This is a genomic window from Pseudobutyrivibrio ruminis DSM 9787 (assembly GCF_900218035.1).
GTDB classification, from domain to species: Bacteria; Bacillota; Clostridia; order Lachnospirales; family Lachnospiraceae; genus Pseudobutyrivibrio; species Pseudobutyrivibrio ruminis.
The window spans coordinates 174393-195810 of sequence record NZ_OBMR01000006.1 but is presented as its reverse complement, the minus strand read 5'-3'; the positions used below and the strand labels follow the sequence as shown (position 1 = coordinate 195810).

Here is a 21418-nt window from a genome sequence, read left to right as displayed (position 1 = left end):
TAAAGAGGATAAAATGAGTAATAAAGAACAGTTTGAAAAATTTTGCCAGGACAATTACGTGTGCATCTATTCAAAGCCATGGTGGCTTGATGCGGTAGTTGGCCCTGAGAATTGGGATGTATGGCTCTATGAAAAGGGCGGCCGCATTTGGGCTGCTATGCCATATTATCTTGAGCAGAAAAATGGAATAAAGCGTATCACTAAGCCACCTCTTACACAGACAAATGGCTTGATTGTCAGCTATCCAAAGGACCCACAGTCATTGGCAAAGCGCGCCAGCTATGAGGAAGAAATCTGCGACGCTGCCATCGAGTTTATCGAGAGCATGGGCCTCGATATTTACGAGCAGCAGTTCCAGTACAAGTACCAGAACTTCCTTCCGTTTTTCTGGCACAGATATAGCGTAATCCCTCGCTACACTTATGTTATCGAGGATACATCTGATATGGAGCAGGTTGATAAAAACATCAGCAGCAAATATAAAAATATGATTCGTAAGGGTGAGAAAAACGTTCACCACTTCGGCACCATCGACGCTGATACATTCTACACCGAGCATGAAAAGATTTTTGCTCGCCAGGATTTACCAGTTCCATTTTCAAGAGAGCAGTGGCATCGTATATACGAAGCGGCTTACGCCCACAATGCAGGCGAAGTTTTTGCAGCTCTCGGTGAGAACGACGAAGTTCTTTCACTTAGCTTTTTAGTTTGGGATGAGGAAAGCCTTTATCTTGATGCAGGTGGCCCAATCCCAGAGCATTCAAGATTACAGACATACGACGCACTTGTCCACAAGTCAATCGAAAAGGCCCACGACCTTGGCCTTAAGTTCGACTTCGAAGGCAGCGTTGTAAAGCAGATAAATCACAGCTTCCGAGAGTATGGCGGCAGACCAGTGGAATACTATCGTTTCCGTAAGGTCTTCAATCCAGAAATCATCCGTAAGGAAGCAGAGGAAACTATTGCAAGATTATGATGAACACAGAGTTTGATTACAAAGTAGACTTAAAATCCAAGAACATTCTTATTATCATGCCAAAGTTCTATACTTATCAGAATGAGATAAAGAAGGACTTGGTGGCACGTGGTGCCAATCCTCATTTTTATGATGAGGAGCCTGAGAAGACAAAGTTCTTGATTATGAAAAATATTGAGAGCATCTTCCATAAGCCAAACATCTTTGATAGGTTCAATAAAAAGCTTACCAATCAGATTTTGGCAGAGATGCCGGCAGGCGGATACGATTATATGCTAGTTATCCGCGGCAATGTTCTAAACGAATTGACTATCCACGAATTAAAGCTCCACGCTTTAAAGGCCAACGGAAAATCTATCTATTATTCATGGGATTCTTTCGAAAATATGCGCCACAAAGGCGAGCTTGGTCGACTCTTCGATTGGAGAGGCACATTCGATTCGGTAGATGCAGCTAATTCCGATATGGATTACAAGCTTCTTCCGCTTTTTTATTCAGATGAATTCGATGCAAACAGCATGGATGAGGTGCAGGAATACAAGTACGATTATGTCAGTGTATCAGCCTTTTTCCCATTTCGATACAGATATTTCAAGGCATTCAAGGAAGCCAACAAGGACAAAAATCTTTGCCTTAAGCTCTACTTGAATCCTAGCGTATATCGCGGCAAAAAGCTGAAGGACCCTAAGCTTGTAAAGAATCTTGATATGGATATCGTAAGCTTCGAGCCATTCAGCCCAGATATCATCCGCGATATGGTAAAGCATTCCAAGGCTGTCATCGACCTTGCTCACGAAAAACAGCAGGGATTGACAATGCGTACAATGGAAACCCTTGGAATCAAGCGAAAGTTGGTAACAAACAACATTTATTTACGTGACTATGAGTTCTATAATGAAGACAATGATTTAGTCATGGAGAACTTACCAAGCAAGTGCGATGAGGCAGAAGCTTCCGGCGATTACTCGGATTTCGTCCTTCCGGATGCGGAATGGCTAGACAAGCCATACGCGGATAACGAAACCGTGCGTCGTAAATATAGTATTCACTCATGGATAGATAATTTGTTTGAGGTATAAAATTATGAAGTATTTAGTAACAGGTGCAAATGGATATATAGGGCAAGGTGTGGTTAAGACCATGCTTGATCTTGGCGCAGAGGTCGTTGCTACGGATTTCCACACAGACGATGTTGACCCACGCGCGAAGCGTATAGATGCGGATCTCTTCACACTTGAGGACCCATATGGCTATTTCGAAAAGCCAGATGTTGTAATTCACTTGGCTTGGCGCGACGGCTTCCGCCATGCTTCAGAAAACCATATGAACGACCTTCCACATCACTACGATTTCATTTCAAAGATGTGCCGCGCCGGCATCAGAAAGATGTGCGTCATGGGCACCATGCACGAAATTGGCTTTATGGAAGGCTGCATCAAGGCAGACACACCATGTGCACCACAGTCACTTTATGGTATTTCAAAGAATGCCCTTCGCCAGGCTACAATGCTCCTCTGCAAAGAGACAGGCGTAAAGCTTCAGTGGCTCAGAGGCTACTATATAGTTGGTAACGCTCACAAGGGATGTAGCATTTTCTCTAAGCTTACAGCTGCAGCAGAGGCAGGCGACACCACATTCCCATTCACTACAGGTCAGAATCAGTATGATTTCACAGACTACGATTTATTCTGTGAGCAGGTTGCTAAGGCAGCTATGCAGGATGAAGTGCTGGGAATCATCGAGTGCTGCACAGGTAAGCCAATGAAGCTTGCAGACCGCGTAGAGAAATTCATCGAAGACAATGGATTCTCTATCAGCCTTGCTTATGGCACATTCCCAGATCGTCCATACGATTCAAAGGCTGTATGGGGTGATAGCTCGAAGATAGATCAAATTATGGCTTTATATTAAGGAGAATATTTATGAAACCAATTTTATACATAGTAATTCCATGTTACAACGAGGAGAAAGTTCTTCCTATTACAGCCCCTATGTTCCTCGATAAAATCAAGGAGCTTGTTTCGAATGACAAAATCGATGACAAGTCACGTGTAATGTTCGTAAACGATGGTTCTAAGGACACTACATGGGAAATCATCAAGGATCTTGCAAAGCAGGACGAGCACTTCGTTGGCATCACACAGAGCCGCAACCGCGGTCACCAGAATGCAGTTCTTGCGGGCCTTATGGAAGCAAAGGAGCTTTGTGATATCACTATCTCTATCGACTGCGATGGCCAGGATGATATCAACGCTATGAACGAAATGGTAGATGCATATTTAGATGGATGCGAAATTGTCTACGGTGTTCGTAACAGCCGTGCTACAGACACATTCTTCAAGCGCTTCACAGCTGAAAGCTTCTACAAGCTTTTAAATGGCATGGGTGCCGAAGTTGTTTTCAACCACGCTGATTACAGATTAGTTTCAAGCCGCGTGCTCAACGAATTTGCAAACTTCAAGGAGGTCAACCTTTTCCTTCGCGGAATGTTCCCACTTGTAGGTTTCAAGAGTACTAGCGTATACTACGCAAGAAATGAGCGTATTGCTGGTGAGAGCCACTACCCACTTTCAAAGATGCTTTCCCTTGCATTTGATGGTATTACTAGCTTGAGTGTTAAGCCTATCCGTATGATTACAGGCTTTGGTGTGTTCGTAGCGTTCATCAGTCTTATCCTTTTGATTTATTCAATTGTTCAGCATTTCCTTGGAAATACAAATGCTGGTTGGTCAAGCATCATGGTTGCTGTTTGCTTTCTTGGTGGTATCCAGCTCATCTCGCTTGGAGTAATCGGTGAGTATGTTGGAAAGACATACATGGAAACAAAGCAGAGACCACGCTATATTATTAGCGAGCGTACATACGATAAAGAAGAGAGATAATATGTCATTTATTAAGAATATCCTTAAATCAATTAGATATATGTGGCTGTACGTTATTCGCTATCATAAGTTCGAAAGGGTGGGAAAGCATACGGTTATGTTTAAACCACTTCGAATAATGGGCGGAAAATACATCAGTATTGGTGATTATTCTTATATACTGAATGGGCTTAGAATCGAAGCAATTGATAGATTCAACGACCAGAAATTCACTCCACACATCCAAATCGGTGATAGGGTGGAAATCGGTCAGAATTGTCACATTTCATGCACACATAGCATTATTTTGGAGGATGATGTAACTCTCGCTCCTAATGTTATGCTGAATGATTCTACGCATGGCTACAGTATCCCGGACAAATCGATTGAGCATCAGGATTTATCAGGTGCCCCAATCAAAATTGGTGAGGGCAGCTTGATAGGATATGGTGCAGTAATTCTTCCAGGTGTAACAATTGGCAAGTATTGCTTCATCGGTGCTGGAAGCATTATTGCAAAGGATATTCCAGATCACACTGTAGTGAGCAATCATTCGAATCTAGTTATGAAAAGCACGGTATAGAAGTAATGAAAGAACCAACAATAGAAAACTTCCTCGCCTTCGAGAGGGAGCATAAATGTAACCAAATAGAAATTGAAGGCATGCATGTGTGGGCTTTATACAGATACGAAATTCACAATGCCATCAAAGCTGAGACAGTAGGTCGTACAGAGGGCGATGCCCAGGGCTTTACCAAGTCAGAGCTAATCAAAATGGCAATCAATGCATTAAAGCCTTTTATATATAAAAATGTGGATGTTTTATTCATCGGAAATGGACGTCGTACCAAGAATGCCGACACTGGCATCTATGAGGACATCTATTGCGATGAGATAGCAAAGAAGTACAACAGCGTAATTCTTGAACATCCAGAAAACCATGGACATTGCACACCTAACGGCATGGACAATGTCTATTTTACTGATAGGGTGGCATTCCAGACCAACCTTGCAGTAAAGCTTTCAAAGAAATTCAATACGAAAGTTCGACAGCGACGCACAGCAGCTGTTACAGAAAAAATCGGCCCAATCCTAGACGCAGTTAAAGAGGAGTTTGGCCCAGATTTAAGAGAAAAGCTTATTCCTGATATCGTAGATAGAATGTACTACATCGATATCACTAAGAAATATTGTGGTAAGATTTTGGATAAGGCTAATCCAAAGCTTATTATTGAAATCTGCTATTACGCAATGGAAAGCTACGCTATGAGTATGCTTGGTCACGAGAGAGGAATTCATACTGCGGAATATAGCCACGGCTTCGCATTTCCTACTCACACACCAATGCAGTACAATCCAGAGGACCATCTTACGGAGCTTCCAGATGACGAGCTCATCTACAGTGAGACACAGCTTCCAATTGTGCACCTGCCAGACAATGTAAATATGATTACAGTTGGCTTCCCATTCTTCGAAAAGCAGAGAGCCCACTACCAGGCAGAAAATCCAAAGGATGACAAAACCATCTGCTTCATTTCCACTCTTGCAGAGGGCGAACAAATCAGCAAGGTGGCAGCTGCAGTGGCAGATATGATTGGAGATGAATACCGCATCATCTACAAGCTCCATCCACTGGAGTTTGGCTATTACAAAAAGCGTTATCCTTGGCTTGTAAACGACAAACTCGATGTGATTGACAACAATGAAAATCACATCTTCAAATACCTTGCCTCAGCAAGCGTGGTTGTCAGCACCCGCACAGCCTCAGTTTGGGAAGGCATCGGCTTTGGCTGCGACACCATCCTTCTAAACTATGGTGACACCGCCGTAAATATGGAGTATTTTATTAAGGAAAAGAATGTACCGCTGGTTGATACAGCAGAGCAGGTTGTGGACCTAATCAAAACAGGTCGTGCCGGCAAAGTGGATCCAGATGGTATGTTTGAACCTAACGCATTTGCGAATATAAGTAACTACATAGAGAGGTATATAAAATGAAAACAGTAGCATTCGTACCTATAAAAATGAATAACGAAAGATTACCGGGCAAGAATACTAAGTGCTTTTCAGACGGCACACCCCTTGTTAGAGTCATCACTGAAAAGCTAGCAGCCCTCAAGGGTGATTGCATCGATGAAGTTTACTGCTATTGCAGCAATCCAGCTATCAAAGAGTATTTGCCAGAGGGAGTAGAGTTCCTTGAGCGCCCTACATTCCTTGATGACAAGTTCTGCAAGGGCCGTGCAATTTACGAGGAGTTTGTTAAGACAGTAGAGGCTGATGTTTACATTCTCTGCCATGCCACAGCACCTTTCACTACTACAGAGCACATCAAAGAGTGTATCGAGGCAGTGCAGGCAGGCAAGGCATCATCTGCTTTTGCAGGCCAGAAGCATCAGACATTCTTCTGGAAGGATGGTAAGCCATTCAATTTTAATCTTAGCAATCCACCACGTACACAGGATATGGAAGCATTCTACACAGAGAACCCATCTCCATACGTATTCACAAAGGAGTGCTTCGCAGAGACTCACGCTAGATGCGGTCTCAACCCATACATCGTTGAGTGCGATGCAGCAGAGTGCGTAGATATTGATAATGCTGACGATTTCGAGTTGGCAGATGCAGTATACACATTCCTCAAGTCAAAGGGAAAGTTAAAGTAAGAAAGTAAGGTTTTTTTATGGAACAGCACATTAGATTATTAGACTGTACTCTTCGTGACGGTGGCCACATCGTTCAGGGTAAATTCGGAGAGTCAGTTATTAAGAATACAATTAAAGGTCTTGTAGAGGCAGGCGTAGATATCATCGAGGTTGGTTTCCTTTGGGACAGCGTCAATGACAAGGACACAGCCCGTTACTACACAATCGAGGATGTTAAAAGAATTTTGCCAGAGGATAGAGGTCATTCTCATTTCTCACTTATGGCAGATTTCATCGATTTGGAACACTTGGAGCCATGCGACGGCACTATCGAATACATCCGTCTTTCATTCAAGAGATGGCGTCTCGACTGGGGCCTCAAGACAGCCCGCATCCTTATGGACAAGGGATACAAGGTCTTCATCAACCCAGTAAACAACAACGTTTATTCAGACAAGGAATATATCGAGGTCCTTGAGAAGGTTAACGAGCTTCACCCATACGGTTTCTCAATCGTAGATACCTTCGGTGTAATGCGTGTTAACGACCTTTCACACAGATATTATTTGGTAGAAAACAACCTTCTCCCAGATATCACAATCGGTGTTCACTTACACGAGAATCTTGGCTTGGCATACAACCTTGCTCAGCATGTAGCACAGATTGCAAATCCAACACGAAACATCGTTATCGATGGTTCACTTCTTGGAATGGGCCGTGTGCCTGGCAACCTTTGCATCGAGCAGATTGCAGACTATATGAACGAGCAGTACGGCACAAGCTACGCTCTCGAACCAATCTATGATGCAATCGACGATTACATCGCACCAATCAAGGCACGCGAGCCATGGGGCTATGCAATTCCATATGCTCTTTCTGCAAAGTACTACTTACACCGTACATACGCAGAGCATTTGATCAACAAAAAGCGTCTCAAGACAAAGGACATTCAGCGTATCCTTTCACAGGTGGATCCTTCCGAGGCAGAGACATTCAACGAAGAATACATCGACAAGCTCTACATGGAGTATATGGATGTTAAATATGATGATAAGGCTGATTTAAAGAACCTTTCAGATATTCTTGCAGGCTACAAAAACATCCTTGTTGTGGCTCCAGGCGAAAGCCTCAAAACATCTGCGGATAAGATCGCAGCAGCAAAGACAGCCGACACATGCACTATCGCAGTCAACTTTGTGCCAGAGGCAGGTGCAGATATTATCTTCCTTACAAACACAAAGCGCTACGATAGCATCAAGGATAAAAAGGGCGATAGCAAGCTTGTTATTACTTCAAACCTTATGCGTGATATCGAAAGCTACGATGCAGCAATTGCTTACAACGAGCTTGTATATTTCAATGATGAATACAATGATGATTCCACATTGATGCTCATCAACCTTCTTGTTAAGCTTGGCGTAAAAGAGCTTAGCTTCGCAGGCTTCGATGGCCGCAAGAACGGCAAGCTTAACTTTGTGGACAATTCACTTGATGGACATCAGGATAACCCTGAGCGTAGCCAGAATACAAAGCGTATTTTAGACACCGTATTTGCAGATGTTAAGAAGACTTTTATTACTGAGAGTGAATATAAATAATAGATTTAGGTAGGGAACGATATGGGTTCTGAGCGATTTGATAAAATAATAATTGGAGCAGGATTATACGGGCTATATTCTGCTCTGTTTTGCTGTAAAAAAGGCGAAAATATATTGGTGCTGGAGTATGATCCGGCACCATTTAAAAGAGCAACATATATTAATCAGGCCCGAGTTCACCAGGGATATCACTACCCAAGATCAATATCTACTGCAGTGAAATCTGCAGGATATTTTGAACGCTTTAATCGTGATTACGATTTCTGTGTAAACAAGGAGTTTGACCAAATCTATGCAACATCTAGTCAGTACTCATGGTCAGACAGAAAGCAGTTTAAAGATTTTTGTAAGGCTGCAAATATACCTTGTGAAGAATTGCATCCAGGAAACTATTTCAAAGATGGTATGTGTGATGGAGTTTTCAGAACTCGTGAATACACATATGATGCAATGATTTTAAAAGATTACTTCTTAGATAAACTCTCCGAGTACCCTAATTCATGCACTATCAAATACGGAGTGAAAATCACAGCTATTGAAAAGAATACCGACACATACCTCATTCGCACAGAGGATGGTAACGAGTACGAGTCAGGATTCGTTTTGAATTCGACTTATGCTAGCACAAATCAGATTCTTGATATGGTTGGATATGAAAAGTTTGGAATAAAATATGAACTATGCGAGATTATTCTCTGCAAGGTTAATGATAAATTAAAGGATATCGGATTTACGGTAATGGATGGCCCATTTTTCTCAATCATGCCATTTGGTAAAACCGGCTATCACTCACTTACATCTGTAACATTTACACCTCATACCACAAGCTATGATGGAGTACCAACATTCGAGTGTCAGGCAAGAAGTCAGGGCTTTTGTTCAACAAAGAACTTAGGCAACTGTAATGACTGCCCAGCAAAGCCAGTATCTGCATTCCCATATATGTCGAATCTGGCTCGCAAATATATGCTTGATGATTACGAATTCACATACGAAAAATCATTGTTCTCAATGAAGCCTATTCTTATGAGCTCAGAGATTGATGATTCAAGACCAACAGTAATTAGACAATATTCAGAGGGGCCAACATTTGTAGCAGTACTTTCTGGAAAGATAAATACGGTTTATGACCTTGATGAGGTGTTAAGCAATGGAAAATAAAGAGAAGAATTTTATATCAGCAGTTATTTACGTTCATAACGCTGCAAACAGAATCGAAAGATTTCTTACTACAGTTATCAATGAGCTTGAGGCTAATTTTGAGCATTCAGAAATCATTTGTGTAAATGATTCCTCAGATGACAATAGTTTGGATGTTATCAAAAAGGTATCAAATCAGGCAAAATCTACAAGCATTTCAGTAGTAAACATGAGCTACTTCCATGGCTTGGAGCTTTCGATGAATGCCGGCGTAGATATGTCAATCGGCGATTTTGTCTTTGAGTTTGACAATACAAATCTTGACTTTGACCCTTCTATGATTATGAGGATATATCGTCATTCATTGGAAGGATTTGATATTGTTAGTGCATCTCCAAATAAGAGATTAAAACTGACTTCAAGACTTTTCTATAATGTCTTTGATAAGTTTGCCAATATCAAATACGAAATGTCTACAGAAAGCTTTAGAGTGCTTAGCCGTCGTGTTATTAATAGAATCAGCTCTATGAACAAGACTACACTTTACAGAAAAGCTATGTATGCTAATTGTGGCTTAAAGACTGACACAATAAAGTACGATGTTGTAGATAAAACAACGGAGGCTATTGATAAAAGAGAACGTAATTATCGTTCAGGCTTAGCTGTCGATTCTTTGATTTTATTCACAGAGGTGGGGTATAGATTTTCAAAAGTAATGACAATGGCAATGATATTCATTACATTGTTTGTTGTTGTGTATACAGTTGTTGCATACTTTACATTAAATCCAGTAGAAGGCTGGACAACAACGATTTTATTCTTGTCAGTTTGTTTCTTTGGTTTGTTTGCAATTCAGACAATCATCGTAAAATACCTACAGCTTCTTATAGACATGGTATTCAAACGCAAGAATTACAGCTTTGAAAGCGTAGAGAAACTGACAAAGTAATTAGAGAGGAAGAAGATATATGAAAGCACTCGTTGGTTATACGGGTTTTGTTGGAAGCAATATATATGCAGCAGGACAGTTTGATGCAGTATATAATTCTAAAAATATTCAGGATGCATTTGGTACTAATCCAGATTTATTAGTATATGCAGGTCTTAGAGCGGAAAAGTATTTAGCAAACAATGCACCTGAAAAAGATATGGAGCAGATTCTTATTGCTCAGGACAACATCGCAAAGATAAATCCTAAGAAGCTTGTTCTTATTTCAACAATCGATGTTTTTAAAAATCCAGTTGGAGTAGATGAAAACTCAGATATCGACACAGAAAATCTTCATGCTTATGGATTAAATAGATATAAATTGGAATGTTGGGTGAGAGAAAACTACAAGGATGCACTCATCATCAGATTGCCAGGACTTTTTGGTAAAAACATCAAAAAGAATTTCATTTTTGATTACCTTAATGTAATTCCTACAATGCTTAAGGAAGAAAAGTTCAATGAGCTTGTAGCAAAGAACGATGTGTTAAATAAATATTATTCGTTGCAGGATAATGGATTCTATAAAGTTAATGTACCTGATTCTGAAAGAGAATCCTTGAAGAAAGTATTTAGAAATCTTGGATTTTCTGCCCTCAACTTCACTGATAGCCGTAGTGTTTATCAGTTCTATAATTTGGGACGTCTTTGGGATGATATTAATACGGCTCTTGAAGCAGGAATAACAATGTGGCATCCAGCGACTGAGCCAGTGTCTGCAGCAGAGGTGTACGAGTACCTTACAGGTCAAACATTTAAAAATGAAGTTGCTGCTTCACCTGCTGATTATGATTACAGAACTATTCATGCAGAAGTATTTGGTGGAGCAGATGGATACATCTGCAATAAAAAACAGATTTTAGAAGATATAAAGAGATTCGTGGAGGCTTATGAGAATGAATAAAAGGTATTTAGGTATTGCGATAAGTACATTTATAATGTGCTTTTTCCTTTTGTTGCTTGGTCCGCTAGACCATTTTTATCACGGCTTCTATGAAGAGGAAGTTGATATAAATCTTATTTCAGATGAAGAGAGAATAGGTTTGGCGCAGGTTACAGATCCCACATGTGAGATTACATTTTCTCCTCAGAAGAATCACTTCGCAGGGTTTGAAATATTTCTTACCAGCCAGAATCCAGAGATTGGTGGGACACTTAAAGCTACTATCACTAATGATAAAGGCAAGATTGTAGATACAGAAAAAATTGATCTTGGTGAAGTATATGATTCAACATGGTATAAGGTTTTCACAAAAGCTAAGCTTAAGCAGGGCAAAAAATACATCTTGACTTTTGATGTGGCTGAAGGTGCAAACATACCAACATTTATTCAGGTTAGTGAAGATTATCTTCAGAAAGAATATATCAAAGGTAATGCGCTTGTTAGCTTTGCATACAGCGAACCAACATTTTCATTCCAGGATAAGGTGATTATTTCTCTTGCAGTAATTGCACTATGGTTATTCGTCGTATCTTTATTCATGAACAAAGAGCTGATAAAGAAATACATGAGAGTTGTTTCATGTTTCCTGATTCTATCATGTAGTTTGACATGGATATATATGTATAATTCTATCGATAGTAAGAATACTTCATTTGATGGATACCAGGTTGATTCAGAAGGACTTGTATCAGGGATGATTGCATCAGATAGGGATGGAGTACGTTTTACTGATAAAACAAAAAGTGGTTACGGCCTAGGCTGGTATTATGATTATCTTGGAAGAGTGGATAATTATGAGCGCGAATTCCTTACAGATGATAGTTGGTATAAAGGCTATCACAGATCTGAGCACATGGTTGTAATTAACACAAATGTATACACTGCAACTGTTGCCAAGCCAGGAAATTATATTCGCTTCGCTAATGGTGAAGAGTGTCAGATTGTAAACAGCACAGATGATGGAAATAATATTCTAATAACATTACAGTCAGATAGATTATTATCGTATTTACGAAATGGTGGGTTAGCTAAAGCCGTATTTTTAGATGCTAATCACAACGAGATTCCAAAGGGGTTCTTGGTTGCATATGAAAGTCAGTATGGTCTACATGGAAAGATATTCAAGCGTATTGCAAGACATCTTGATGAAGAAGATGTTATAACAAACTTGCATCTCATTTGTTCGCTACTTACAGCAATGGTGTTTGCACTTGTAGTAATCCTAATTGCAAAGAAATACAATTACTTGCTTGCAGCATGCTTCTTCGCAACATTCCTTCTTTCACCATGGGTAACAAATTTTGCAAGAAACTTATATTGGGTAGAGTTTACATGGTTTGCTCCAATGGCTGTTGGCTTAATATGTCTCCTTAAGTTGGAATCAAAGAAATGGAGAATAGGTTGCTACATAGCGGCATTCCTTACTATAACAATCAAATGTCTTTGCGGATATGAATATATATCTGTAATTATGATGGGCTTGATTTCATTTATGTTAGTAGAATTCTTCAACGCGCTTATAAAGAAGGATTCAGAGCTTTCGAAGCTATTGTTTAAAGCAATATTTATTATTGGAATCGCGGCATTATTAGGATTTATTGCAGCTATTCTAATCCATGCACCAATTAAGGGCGATGGAAGCATTATTGCTGGTATCAAAAACATCATTAAAGAGGATGTTCTTAGAAGAACAAGCGGTACAAACCTTAATGACTTTGAAAGTGAAAATTGGCCTGCTATGAATGCTTCAGTTTGGGAGACATACAGCAGATATTTCCATTTTTCAACACAGGTGATTACAGGTATTGATGGCAATTTATTTGCAGCACTTTGCATTATTCCATTGGGAATATTTGGATATGATTATCGAGCAAAGAAGGAAATCAATTACAGACAGATTTTCATGTATATTGTGTTCTTCCTTACATCAATTTCATGGTTCTGTTTGGCAAAGAATCACTCTTACATACATGTTCACATGAACTATGTGCTTTGGTATTTTGGCTTTGTTCAGGTATGCCTATACATAATTATAAATAGGATTGTAAAATTTAAATCAAATTTGGGAGAGTAAAAATGCATTTATCTATATCTAATATTGGTTGGACTGTAGAAAATGATAATAAGATTTATGAAATGATGCGTGAGAATGGTTTTGATGGAGTAGAAATTGCTCCCACCAGAATCATTCTAGAAGCACCATATGATCATTTAAATGAAGCTAGCAATTGGAAAAAGGAGCTCAAGAACAAATATGGTTTTGAGATTTCTTCTATGCAGTCTATTTGGTTTGGTCGCAGCGAAAAACTTTTTGGAACAGAGGAGGAGCGTGAAGCTCTTCTTTCCTATACAAAAAAAGCAATAGATTTTGCTGAAACAATAGGTTGTAAAAATCTGGTTTTTGGTTGCCCACGCAATAGAAATTTTCCAGAGAATGGAAACATGGATGTTGCTGTCAGCTTCTTTAAAGAGCTTGGTGATTATGCTTATGCACACAACACAGTGTTGGCTATGGAGGCAAATCCACCTATCTACAATACAAACTTTGTAAATACAACTGCTCAGGCGATAGATTTAATTAAGCAAGTGGATTCAAAAGGTTTCCTACTCAACCTTGATATGGGTACAATGATTGAGAATAACGAATCAATAGATGTACTCAAGGACAATATTAGGTTTATTAACCATGTGCATGTCAGCGAACCTGGCCTTAAGCCTATTGAAAAACGTGATATTCACAAAGAACTAGCCCAGTTACTTAAAGAAAAGGGGTATGATAAATATGTTTCCATCGAAGTGGGAAAGCAAGAGGATGTTGAAAAACTTGCTGATATGATGGAATACGTGAAGGAGATATTTGGATGAACACAAAGAGATTGACAGTATATGACTGGGTAAGATTTCTAGCAACTGTATTTATTGTAATTGCCCATAGTACCTATCTTGGAATGGAAACAACATACGGCGGAGTTGTTTACGAGGCCCCAGCGAACCTTAGTCCTATGTATTTTTCTGTGGGATTAGAAAACCATAGATTTATTGCATCATGGGTTTCTTTGTTTGTTCTGCAAGTGTTCTTTATGGTTTCTGGAGCAATGCTTGCAATCAAACCACTTGCCAGCTTCACTAAGATTGTAAAAGGAAAAGCTAAAAGACTTTTAATTCCATACTTTTTGGTCGGTTGGCTTTATATGCTTCCGGTGAAAAAGATAGCAGGATTCTATGATAGCGACGGATTTATAAACGCATTAAGAGGATTTATTACCGGAGAGGACAGTGGACACCTTTGGTTTTTGCCTGCATTATTCTGGGGAATAATTGCATTGGTAATTATCCTAAAAGTATTACAAAGATTGAGAATTGAAAGTCCATATGCGGCTCTTATAATTGCAGGTATCATTTATTTTGTATATGATTATTTGCCATTTGATGTACTTGAATTAAAATCAGGTTTAAGTTATTTGCTATATATCACAATTGGATATGTCTTTGAAATTGAAAGACAAAAGTTTGAAAGATTAAACTTAAAAAAAACATTTATAATCTTAGCAATTGTGATAATCCTTGAGCTGTTGGATATAAATTTCCACGTGTTAAATCTATTTGCAATAGAGATAGTAGGAGCAATTCTTACATATATCGTTGCAGATTTATTAGATAGAGCAATTCCAAAGATTCACGACACAAAGGTATGGAAATATATTGTGCGTAATATTTTTTATGTCTATTTATTCCACGACCCATTAAACTACTTGATTTTAAAGTATACATTCAAAAATAATATACTTACATCAGGTGTAGGATGTATCTTTTATACGCTACTTAGAACGATAGGTGTATTTGTATTATCACTCGCTATCGGAGAATTAGTAGTGATTGTAAAGAAATATATTGGAATGTTTTTAGAGGATTAAAGATGATATATGAAAGACAGGCTGGTGTGCCAAAGTTTGAATGCACAGAGTATGAACCAAAGTCAAAGGATTATGTAGTACTCATCCCTATTATTAACGAGGGAGATAGAATACACCAGGAACTTAAAAGAGCACAGGAAGGACGTGTTTCTGACTATGCAGATATTGTAATTTGTGATGGCGGGTCTTCTGATGGTTGTACAGCAGAGGACAAGCTTAAATCTTTGGATGTAAATACCCTTCTTGTAAAGCAAGATACGGGCAAGCAAGGTGCTCAGCTTAGAATGGGAATGTGGTGGGCTCTTGAACGAGGATACAAGGGCATTATCACTATTGATGGAAATAATAAAGACAGCATAGAGGATGTACCTAAGTTCATTGAGAAGCTAAAAGAAGGATACGACTTAATCCAGGGCTCACGTTTTATTAAAGGCGGAAAAGCTATTAACACACCTTTTATTCGTCTTATTTCGGTTAAAGCTATACATGCTCCAATTATTTCTCTTACAGCTCATCAACGATTCACAGATACAACAAATGCTTACAGAGCATATTCAGATCGATATCTCAAGGATGACCGTGTTCAGCCATTGAGAGATATATTTATGAGCTATGAATTGCTTGCATATCTATCTGTACGTGCAACACAATTAGGCATGAAAGCATGTGAGATTCCAGTTACTCGTGCTTATCCAAAGGAAGGAAAAACTCCTACCAAGATTTCTTTCTTCAAAGGCAACAGTGAATTGATGAAAATCCTCCTCAGAAATGCTAGAGGAGCATATAATCCTCAGTAGAGGTACTAATTCATTCAAATTTCAGATATTTTTACTTGATTTAGCTATTCTTATGGTATAGACTCAAAACTAGGATATAATCCACGTATTGTGGATATAATTATTTTTCAAGGAAGGTATCAATTATGAAGAGATTTAAAATTGCAAAGGTATTATCTCTTGCTCTTGCAGCTGTATTTGCAGTTTCAGTATTCACTACAAATGCATTCGCAGCAACAAACGCAGAGACACACAAGAGAGACCTTACAGCAGAAGAAATTGCTCTTATCGCTACAGTATTCGATGCTGACTACTATGCAAAGCAGTGTCCTGATGTAGTAGATGCTCTTGGAACAAGTGATGCTCAGACATTATTTGCTCATTTCTTAGGCTTTGGTCTTTGGGAAGAGCGTCAGCCAAATGCACAGTTCAATGTAGATGTATATGCTACTAGAAACATTGATCTTCACAAGGCTTTTGGTGATGACATTGTTGCTTACTATGTTCATTATGCATCTCATCCAGAAGAGCAGGCTGGCAGAGGTATCAGCACACTTGGTGATGCAATGAGACGTCATGCAGCAGTATACAGTGTATACGATTTTGTTGTAGGACAGGAGCAGCCTAGAGAAGGTGCAATGAAGATTCAGACAGAGAACGTTACACAGTTCAACTATATGTCAGATAACGACATTATCTCTTATTGGAACGATGAGGGAATCTTAGCTGCAATTCTTGCACAGTAATAATTCAATTACTATAGAGAGTCAGTTCACAGTGTGGGCTGACTCTCTTTTGTTATGTGCAAATCTATTCAACCGTTATATTTTATGATAAAATTAGGGCGCATAGTGTATTTGCAGTAATAAAAGAATGGAGAATAGTTAATAATGGAAGAAACTTCTAAGGTGGGGAAAATCTTTAGAATATTAGTGACTATAGGCATTGTCGCATGGGCAGCCTTCACTTTAAATACAGGATTTTATGTAGATGAAAATGGTCTACTTACAATATACAAAGGCATTTATCAGGGGCAGCATATGTTCACTGATAGCTGGGAATCTTTGCAAACAGGTGGCTTTTTAGCATGGCCACTTCTTGCTCTTTATTATCAGGTGTTATCACCTTTATTTTTATCCGTTGGAATTAATATAGGTTTGGTATTGTATATGCGAATTGTCTATATGGTAGTTCGCGGTCTTATTGCACTTTACCTTTTCTACACTATCAAAAACACAAAATATGAAAATAGTGCTTATTACGCAGCCCTTTTCTATTTTATGTTTGTTGTTACATGGAAGAACTTTTCTTACAAGTCATATTGTGAGATGGCTGTAATGATGATTATCTGTTTTATGATTAGATATTATGAAACAGAAAAGGTACATTATTTTGTACTAATGGGCATAGCCTGCTGCGTCGGTATTCTTGGATATCCAACTATGATTATTATGGCAGTATTCATTGGTTGTGCAATTATATTTGGAATGTATAAGGGACAGATTCCAGCCAAGGCACTTGTAGCGTTTGTTATCACATGCGTTGTTATAGGTGGAGCGTTTATCCTTTATTTACAGCTAACTACAGGGGTGCCACAGGCTGTTTCGGAGCTTCAGTTCCTTGGGGATCAGGACTACGAAGAAAGTGTTATTGTGCGTCTTGGCAAGCTTCTTCTTAGCTATGCAGCTCTTGCGGTTGTTGCTTACTTCCCAATTGTTGTAATCAATATTATTAGAAAAGCTAGATATTTTTCAGAATATGCAGAGGCAGTTATTCTTAACATATATTGGGTAGCGTTCTTACTTGGTATATGTTTGCTTAAGTGGGATAGCGTTTCAAACTCAAGATTTGTATATGCCTGCATTATTTTGTTCTTCTGGTTACCATATTTCCTTAGGGATAAAGAAAAGTCTACATATACCAGAATCGGTGCATATAATAGCACTCTTGGAAATGACAAAGGTATCCTTTGGATGATGTTTACTGTCTCAGTTGCAGCTCAGCTTATTTGGTGCGTATCAACAAATCAGGATATTTCTGTTCCAGGGCACATGTCAGTATATGCAGTTATAGCAGTACTAATCATTGCTGCAGATGATGAAATGGAAATGATAGGCTTGGTGAGATTTGTAATTGCAGCTGCCATATTCTTCCTTTGCTTCTGGGTTGCAGAAGGCAATGGCGGATACTCAGATGTTACTAAGGAGCGCTGGATAGTTACAGAAGGTGAGCTGAAAGGAATTGCTCTCCTTCCAGAGGACTACATGGCTAATCAGTCAGTATACAATCTTGTGAGCCAGTATGTCGGTGAGGATGACTATTTGCTTGTGGCATTTGGAAGTAATAGCACAGGCTATCTCAATAGTGTGGCTCATCAGGGCACATATTCAGTGTACGCTCGCACACAAAAGAACACAAAGCTTTTGGATTACTACACAATGCATCCTGATAACATGGCTGATTATGTTTTGATTGATCAGTCTAACGTAAAATATGAGGCATTCCGCGAAGGCGAGACAGGTCTTTTCCTTCTTAATACATACACAAAGGAAATTGCTACAGATGGTAACTTCGTATTATTAGGACGAGGTGATGCTCAATAATGAAAAAACTATTAGATAGAAATCGTATTTGCATTACCATAGCGTTGCTTGCGCTAGTATTTATAGCAAGTCTTCCGGCTTTCAGAAGTGGGATTTACCAGGGGCATGATTTAGATTTTCATTTAGGACGAATTCAAGCCATAGCTCAGGAGCTACAAAAGGGCCAGTTCCCTGTTCGCTATGAATCCGAGGCCTGGTACGGTCATGGATATGTAAGTACCACATTTTATGGGAATATATTTTTGTACATTCCTGCATTCATGTATTTGACAGGTCTTCCAGTGTGGCGAGCTTATAACATATACGTTTTATTAGTAAACGTCGCAACTGTGCTAGTGGGCTTTTATAGCTTCAAAGGGATATATAATTCTAGAAAATGGTCCCTTATAGCAACCACTCTTTACACACTATCAGGCTATAGACTATCAAACCTATATGTACGTACTGCTCTTGGTGAATATACTGCCATGATATTTGTGCCACTTGTAGCATATGGAATATATCGCATTTACGGTAAAAAAGACGACAGACGCAATAATGCTATTAAACTAACAATGCCACTTATAATTGGCACTACAGGACTGATAGAGAGCCATATACTTACAACAGAAATAGTTGCAGTGTTTGTTTTCATATTTGCTATTGTCAATTTCAAAAGGACTATTTTAGTTATAAAGGAATTACTAATTGCTTTGCTTGCTGTGCTAGGATTAAATGCGTTCTTCCTGGTGCCATTTATTAGCTCGTATTCATCCATGAAGCTGTATATTAACGGCGCCATGACTCAGACTAGCATAGAAGGTGATGGTCTGTATCTAAGCCAGATATTCGGCCTTGTAACAATAGGACGTGGAAGCAATTGGCCATGGTCCACAGATAACGAAGGATTTCTAAATCTTGGATTGTTAACAGTGCTTTGTTTTGTGATTATCGCAATTACGATAATCATTACATTGGTAAAGAAGGATTGGATCGCTAAGGAACATTCAAAGTATAGATTCAAGCTGGCGATGACAATGTTTGGATTTGGCTTGATTTCAGCTTGGATTTCTAGTGTATACTTCCCTTGGAATTTATTCGCTGGCGAAGGCACATTTGATAAGCTGATGAGTTCGGTTCAGTACCCATGGCGTTATTCAATGTTCCAGACATTTTTCTTTGTAGTGGCTGCTGTATATTGCTTGAAGCTCGTAGGAACTAAGCTTTCTGATAGAACAGATGCAAAGATAGTAGAGTTTAATCTGCTTAGACGAATAGATAAGTTTTCCATGGTGGTGTTAACATTTGTTGGTCTAGTGGCATTAGCTACAACGGCAGTATTTGATTACACACTTTCTTATGGAAATATCACGGTGAATTACGCCGATGCCCCAGCTGATTGGGCAGATAATCTTTATCTTCCAGATGGAACTGATAGAGGTTTGCTAGAAAATACAGATGCCAGCGTGGATAAGGAATCCGGCAGGGTAACAGTTCCAGTTTTGGCATACAATAACCTTCATGTCTACGATGAATCAGGAAATGAATTGGAGTGGACCGCAGGAGACAATAACTGTATTCAAACAATGTACGATGGCGATGCGAACAATCTTACAGTGAAGTTTGTGGAGCCAATAGGCTGGAGATTCTCAGAAGTTATATCATTATTATCACTTGTAGCAGTAATAATCTTATATAAGAGTAAAAGAAAAGCAGAGGTTTAAACCTCTGCTTTTTCGATACCTATTAATTCTTTATTTAGAATAATCATATATGAAATGTATAGTATCAAGTTTACCACTGAAAGGAACCACTCGTTTGTGGTGTTGTTAAAAAGATAAGCTCCGTAAGTTGTAAGAGATAAACATGTCAATCCGACTGCAAGTGGAATAGTCTTAGCAACCATTATCGCAATTACGATAGCAAGGATTTCGTAGCTGAATCCGTATCTTTCGTGCATCGCTGGAAGGAAGAAGATAGTTGTGTATGTCATAATGAAAGCCATAATAACAATATTCTTACCAGTAAACTCTACCGCCTTCTTAACCCATGCATAAACTAAACAACCAAGGACAATTACTGTAAAGGCCATTGCGGCATGCTTTAGAACACCATAAGCATCCTCGCCGGTGAAGTTTGTTCCATCTGCAAGCACGCGCCAGAATGTTGGATAACCATTGGCAAGTGACTGGTGTAGGCTGGTATTATCTGTATAGATGTGAATCATCTCACTGATTGTTCTGCCCTGTACCAAAGAAGGAAGCGCTAATACAACCATCATCACAGGAATGAGGAAGAAGTATAAAATGCTGAATCTTCTCTTATAAAAATAATAGAAAAGGAAGAATGGCATTACAAAAATTGCTTGGAATTTAAAAGCAAAGGCAACTCCGTAGAAAATAAATGTAGGTAAGTATTTTTCTTTTCTAAGGAAGATAAGTGCCATTACAATCCAAAAGCTGTAAATGGAATCACACTGTCCCCAAGCTGCGGAATCCATAAATACAAGTGGTGAGCAGCTAACAAGGATAAAAGCTAGCAATGCAAGCTCGCGCTTTTTATTAGAAGCTAAATCGTAAACTAAATATGCAATAGCTCCTGCAAGAAGATAATCAAAAATGCAGCTGAAAATCTTGTAGCAGTATAGGGCGTTGATTGGAAGGTAAGTGAAAACAGCTATGAAGAACTGATAAGTGAAGCTGTAGTTTAATCCTTCCACTGGAGTGCCAAGTCCGCCGAGCCCGCCATTTGCTTTAATGGCGTCGTACCATGGAAGCAGGCACCACATAGCATCTGTAGTTAAGAAATCCTTTAAAAAGAAGCGGATAGCAATGCTGACGATAGTTGCCGCAATAAAGACAACAATCATAATATGATCTGCAAGCCACTTGAGGGCTTTTTCTTCAAATTTGAAAATCATTAAAAACTCCTTAAGATTATTCTGTTAAATTACTAAAGGAAATTATATAATAAAAACGTATTATTTAAAAGTAAA

The 21418-nt window shown here is 39.0% G+C and carries 19 protein-coding genes; 18 read left to right on the top strand and 1 reads right to left on the bottom strand.

Annotation, left to right across the window (positions count from 1 at the left end; translation table 11 throughout):
• Positions 1 to 13 precede the first annotated feature (13 nt).
• The 18 genes from CRN97_RS07125 (at position 14) to CRN97_RS07040 (ending at position 20147) form a co-directional block, all read left to right on the top strand.
• Complete coding sequence (locus CRN97_RS07125) at positions 14 to 976, top strand: GNAT family N-acetyltransferase (protein ID WP_033152086.1); 963 nt, start codon at positions 14 to 16, stop codon at positions 974 to 976.
• Positions 973 to 2055 carry a hypothetical protein gene (locus CRN97_RS07120; RefSeq protein WP_097076386.1) on the top strand — a complete coding sequence of 361 codons (1083 nt, stop codon included), beginning with the start codon at positions 973 to 975 and terminating at the stop codon, positions 2053 to 2055. Before CRN97_RS07125 ends, CRN97_RS07120 begins: the two co-directional genes overlap by 4 nt.
• Positions 2056 to 2059: 4 nt before the next feature.
• Entirely contained in the window at positions 2060 to 2887 is an 828-nt protein-coding gene (locus CRN97_RS07115; RefSeq protein WP_097076385.1) for an NAD-dependent epimerase/dehydratase family protein, read from the top strand.
• An 11-nt stretch (positions 2888 to 2898) separates the two neighbouring features.
• A complete protein-coding gene (locus CRN97_RS07110) occupies positions 2899 to 3858 on the top strand; it encodes a glycosyltransferase family 2 protein (protein WP_097076384.1) in 960 nt (319 codons plus the stop codon).
• A gap of 1 nt (position 3859) precedes the next feature.
• Positions 3860 to 4420 carry an acyltransferase gene (locus CRN97_RS07105; protein WP_179670702.1) on the top strand — a complete coding sequence of 187 codons (561 nt, stop codon included), beginning with the start codon at positions 3860 to 3862 and terminating at the stop codon, positions 4418 to 4420.
• A 5-nt stretch (positions 4421 to 4425) separates the two neighbouring features.
• Positions 4426 to 5835: a hypothetical protein gene (locus CRN97_RS07100; protein WP_143483254.1), complete on the top strand. Its 1410-nt coding sequence runs from the start codon at positions 4426 to 4428 to the stop codon at positions 5833 to 5835.
• Complete coding sequence (locus tag CRN97_RS07095; protein ID WP_097076381.1) at positions 5832 to 6503, top strand: acylneuraminate cytidylyltransferase family protein; 672 nt, start codon at positions 5832 to 5834, stop codon at positions 6501 to 6503. The genes CRN97_RS07100 and CRN97_RS07095 overlap by 4 nt, the downstream gene beginning before the upstream one ends.
• Before the next feature lie 17 nt (positions 6504 to 6520).
• Positions 6521 to 8080: an aldolase catalytic domain-containing protein gene (locus tag CRN97_RS07090; RefSeq protein WP_097076380.1), complete on the top strand. Its 1560-nt coding sequence runs from the start codon at positions 6521 to 6523 to the stop codon at positions 8078 to 8080.
• A gap of 21 nt (positions 8081 to 8101) precedes the next feature.
• Complete coding sequence (locus CRN97_RS07085) at positions 8102 to 9241, top strand: FAD-dependent oxidoreductase (protein ID WP_097076379.1); 1140 nt, start codon at positions 8102 to 8104, stop codon at positions 9239 to 9241.
• The gene (locus tag CRN97_RS07080) at positions 9231 to 10169 is read left to right on the top strand and encodes a glycosyltransferase (RefSeq protein WP_097076378.1); all 939 of its coding nucleotides are present in this window, start codon (positions 9231 to 9233) and stop codon (positions 10167 to 10169) included. The genes CRN97_RS07085 and CRN97_RS07080 overlap by 11 nt, the downstream gene beginning before the upstream one ends.
• Before the next feature lie 19 nt (positions 10170 to 10188).
• The gene (locus tag CRN97_RS07075) at positions 10189 to 11112 is read left to right on the top strand and encodes a dTDP-4-dehydrorhamnose reductase family protein (RefSeq protein WP_097076377.1); all 924 of its coding nucleotides are present in this window, start codon (positions 10189 to 10191) and stop codon (positions 11110 to 11112) included.
• Positions 11105 to 13225 carry a hypothetical protein gene (locus CRN97_RS07070; RefSeq protein WP_097076376.1) on the top strand — a complete coding sequence of 707 codons (2121 nt, stop codon included), beginning with the start codon at positions 11105 to 11107 and terminating at the stop codon, positions 13223 to 13225. Before CRN97_RS07075 ends, CRN97_RS07070 begins: the two co-directional genes overlap by 8 nt.
• A 2-nt stretch (positions 13226 to 13227) precedes the next feature.
• Complete coding sequence (locus CRN97_RS07065; RefSeq protein ID WP_097076375.1) at positions 13228 to 14016, top strand: sugar phosphate isomerase/epimerase family protein; 789 nt, start codon at positions 13228 to 13230, stop codon at positions 14014 to 14016.
• Positions 14013 to 15065 (top strand): acyltransferase family protein, encoded by a 1053-nt coding sequence (locus CRN97_RS07060; protein WP_097076374.1) that lies wholly within the window; start codon positions 14013 to 14015, stop codon positions 15063 to 15065. Before CRN97_RS07065 ends, CRN97_RS07060 begins: the two co-directional genes overlap by 4 nt.
• Positions 15066 to 15067: 2 nt before the next feature.
• A complete protein-coding gene (locus tag CRN97_RS07055; protein ID WP_097076373.1) occupies positions 15068 to 15862 on the top strand; it encodes a glycosyltransferase family 2 protein in 795 nt (264 codons plus the stop codon).
• Positions 15863 to 15987: 125 nt separating this feature from the next.
• Positions 15988 to 16587 (top strand): hypothetical protein, encoded by a 600-nt coding sequence (locus CRN97_RS07050; RefSeq protein WP_097076372.1) that lies wholly within the window; start codon positions 15988 to 15990, stop codon positions 16585 to 16587.
• Positions 16588 to 16731: 144 nt separating this feature from the next.
• Positions 16732 to 18444, top strand: coding sequence for a hypothetical protein (locus CRN97_RS07045; protein ID WP_097076371.1), 1713 nt, complete (start codon positions 16732 to 16734; stop codon positions 18442 to 18444).
• On the top strand, positions 18444 to 20147 hold the full coding sequence (locus tag CRN97_RS07040) for a hypothetical protein (RefSeq protein ID WP_097076370.1): 1704 nt from the start codon (positions 18444 to 18446) through the stop codon (positions 20145 to 20147). The genes CRN97_RS07045 and CRN97_RS07040 overlap by 1 nt, the downstream gene beginning before the upstream one ends.
• Here CRN97_RS07040 and CRN97_RS07035 read toward each other — a convergent pair.
• On the bottom strand, positions 20144 to 21343 hold the full coding sequence (locus CRN97_RS07035; RefSeq protein ID WP_097076369.1) for a glycosyltransferase 87 family protein: 1200 nt from the start codon (positions 21341 to 21343) through the stop codon (positions 20144 to 20146). The two genes, CRN97_RS07040 and CRN97_RS07035, sit on opposite strands and share 4 nt — an antisense overlap.
• Positions 21344 to 21418: the final 75 nt, after the last annotated feature.